This window comes from uncultured Nevskia sp. (genome assembly GCF_903885465.1).
Lineage (GTDB): Bacteria > Pseudomonadota > Gammaproteobacteria > Nevskiales > Nevskiaceae > Nevskia.
Map to the genome: position 1 here is coordinate 1 of NZ_CAISIQ010000173.1, position 2832 is coordinate 2832.

At 65.6% G+C, this 2832-nt stretch carries 5 protein-coding genes; 1 reads left to right on the plus strand and 4 read right to left on the minus strand.

Translation table 11 applies throughout. The features are described from left to right. The coding region (locus QZY06_RS06530; protein ID WP_295681843.1) for a hypothetical protein at positions 1-339 on the minus strand (339 nt) is incomplete at its 3' end. After that, entirely contained in the window at positions 336-575 is a 240-nt protein-coding gene (locus QZY06_RS06535; RefSeq protein WP_295681846.1) for a hypothetical protein, read from the minus strand. The genes QZY06_RS06535 and QZY06_RS06530, both read right to left, overlap by 4 nt. A 274-nt stretch (positions 576-849) precedes the next feature. Between QZY06_RS06535 and QZY06_RS06540 the strand changes: the two genes are divergently transcribed. Continuing rightward, positions 850-1293, plus strand: coding sequence for a hypothetical protein (locus tag QZY06_RS06540; protein WP_295681849.1), 444 nt, complete (start codon positions 850-852; stop codon positions 1291-1293). 7 nt (positions 1294-1300) lie between these two features. Here the strand turns inward: QZY06_RS06540 and QZY06_RS06545 are convergent, their stop codons facing one another. Together QZY06_RS06545 and QZY06_RS06550 are read right to left on the minus strand one after the other, a co-directional pair. Next, positions 1301-2584: an EAL domain-containing protein gene (locus QZY06_RS06545; protein WP_295681851.1), complete on the minus strand. Its 1284-nt coding sequence runs from the start codon at positions 2582-2584 to the stop codon at positions 1301-1303. A gap of 74 nt (positions 2585-2658) precedes the next feature. Continuing rightward, on the minus strand, positions 2659-2832 hold a 174-nt coding region (locus QZY06_RS06550), incomplete at its 5' end, for a DUF933 domain-containing protein (RefSeq protein ID WP_295681854.1).

A 2832-nucleotide genomic window follows, 5' to 3' on the forward strand; every position in this document is an offset into this window, starting at 1 on the left:
GACTTGGGTATCGAAGATGCAGCGCTCGAACAGCGCCATCGTCGCGCCGCTGTTCTTGAGGTCTTCGCGGCAGGCGCTCCAGCCGACGTGGACCAGCGCCAGGCCCAGCGGCAGACCGTGCACGGCGCTCAGGTCTTCGCGGCCGGTCATGAAGAAGCCGGCGAGTGTCCCGTGCTCATCCCGGCCGATGTACAGGTGGGTGCAGGCCGCGACTTCGCGGGCCAGGATCGCGCTGGCGTCGTCATAGCTCGGTGCGGCGAGCAGGGCCAGTTCGGTGCACAGCCAGGCGTTGCGGCGCAGCGCCTCGCCGCTGATCACTTCGATGACGAGCGGGCTCATGGCCGATCTCGGCCGGAGTTGCCTGCACCGTCGTTCGCCGGGATCAGCTGCGGTGTGGCGTCGTTCGATCCCGGTTCGGGCTCGGGTTTCTGCGGCTCGGTCGTTGCCGGCTCGCTTCCGGGTGGCGGCGGCGACGGCCACCACTGGACGCCGCTATTGATCGGCGACGGCAGCCAGTTTTCGAAACGGATGGCGGTAGCGCCCATGACCACGCCCTGTTGGAAGGTGTGGGGCAAGGCTCGGTGCAGGACCGGCTGGCAGTCCTAACGCAGTTCCATCGGATTGCTAATGAATTCACATCGCGGCTGCGAGCGCCCGCACTCAGGGCGTTTCGTCGTGCTGAAAGTTGCGACGTGCCTGGTTTTCAGCGCTGGTCTCGGGTCGATTTCCTGGCTCGTATAGGGCGGACCTTCATATCTTTCGGCCCGGCAGCTCGGCGATGATTCCGCTCGCCACCTAGCCGGTTCGTCGCGAACCGGCACGGCAGCAATGATGACGAGGAGAACTGCTATGGCCGATGGACGCTTCGATGACCGACAGATCCAGTGGAGCCGCATCGACGGCATCGCGCATCTTGAGTACACCGTGCTGAGCATCGATCCGCCGCGCCAGACGGCCGACGTGCTGTTCCGCTTCGCGGCTAACGAGCAGATTGTCCTGCACCGGCACCTTGCCCTGAATCACACCTTTGTCGTGCAGGGCGAACACCGCCTGTACGAGCCTGACGGCCGACTCAAGGAAGTCCGGCCGACCGGCAGCTACACGATCAGCCCGCCCAATCCGCAACCGCACCGCGAAGGCGGCGGCGCCGAGGACGTGATCGTGCTGTTCAGCATTCGTGGCAGCGATGGTCTGCTGTACGAGCTGCTCGACGATGCCCAGAACATCATCGGCACGCTGACGATGCAGGATCTGACCGCGCTGCACGCCGCGAAGAACGGCGGCTCGCGATAGCCGCGCCTCACTCCTGCGCGGCGACCAGCTCGAGAAACTTCTCCGGTGTCACCGTCGGATAGAACAGCCAGCCCTGGGCGTAGTCGACGCCGATCTCGCGCAGCGCAGCGAGCTTGCGCGGATCGTCGACGAATTCGGCAACCGTGCGCTTGCCGGTGGCGTGGGCGACCTGGTGGATGGCGCGGACGATTTCCTGCGAGGCGCCGCTCTGCGCCACTTCCTTGATGAAACAGCCGTCGATCTTGACCTCGTCGACCGGCAGCCGCTGCAGGTAGCCGAACGAGCACAGGCCCGAGCCGAAGTCATCGAGACTGAAGCTGCAGCCGGCGGCGCGGAAGGTGCGGATCACGTCGGCGGCGATGTCGAGGTTTTCGATCGCCGCGGTTTCGGTGATTTCGAAGCAGAGTTTTCCCGGCGGCAGGCCGGCGTTCTTCACGTCGCGCAGCAGTTCGTCCATGAAGCGGCCGTCGACGATCGAGCGCGCCGAAAGATTGATCGACACGCTCTGCAGGCGGCCGAGCGCGCCGCGGTTGTCGGCCAGCCAGTCGAGGATGAACTGGGTCGAGAAGCGATCGAGTTCGTTGATCAGGCCGAAGTACTCGAGCGTCTCGATGGTGCCGGCCGGCACCGGCATGTAGACACCCTTCTTCTCCATGCGCAGCAGGAACTCGGCCTTGCGCAGGCGCGGCTCGCCGCGGCGAATGTCCATGATCGGCTGCGGATGCAGGGACAGCCGGCCGGCGGCCATCAGCTTGCGGAACTGGGTGACGTCGCCGGCATTGACCGGCGGCTTGCGCAGCGCCGTGCCGCTGGCGTTGTGCAGGGCGACCTGATTGAGACCGAGATGCTTGCTCTGCTCGCAGGCTTCGCCAGCCTCGCTGAGCGCTTCGATCCAGTTGATGCCCGGGCGCACGACCCTGACGCCGATCGATACCGAGACCGGGCTTTCGCCGAGCGGCGCGCGGAAGCGCAGCGCGGTCAGGCGATCGCGCAGGTCGATGGCGTCGTCGATCGCCATCTGCGGGTGGTCGATGATCCGCGCGGCAACGAATTCATTGCTCCACAGACGGCCGGCGATGCCGTGCTTGCCGATCCATTCATGCAGCAGCTGTTCGACCTGGGCGATCACCGCATCGCCCTCGGCGGCCCCGGCGATGCGGTTCACCGAGCGCAGATGGCGGATGTCGATCACGAACAGTGATGCGCAGGGCTCGCAGGACCAGGCGCGCAGGCGCTCGATCAGCGTGTCGTGGCTGGACGGGGTCATGGCGAAGCGGGGAAGGAGGCTCATCCACTGCTATCGGCACCGGCCGGCATTTCCTGCAACCGCCCGGCGGTCATCGACCACCGGGCTTCGGTCTGGCCTCAGACGTTGAAGCGGAAGTGCATGACATCGCCTTCCTTGACGATGTATTCCTTGCCTTCCAGGCGCCAGCGGCCGGCTTCCTTGGCGCCGGGTTCGCCTTTGTACTGAACGTAATCGTCATAGGCGATGACTTCGGCGCGGATGAAGCCGCGCTCGAAATCGGTGTGGATCAC

What these genes read in the sequence shown, in the direction of transcription:
- QZY06_RS06540 (WP_295681849.1), top strand. Translation starts at nt 850, where the DNA reads ATGGCCGATGGACGCTTCGATGACCGACAGATCCAGTGGAGCCGCATC.
- QZY06_RS06545 (WP_295681851.1), bottom strand. Translation starts at nt 2,584, where the DNA reads ATGAGCCTCCTTCCCCGCTTCGCCATGACCCCGTCCAGCCACGACACG.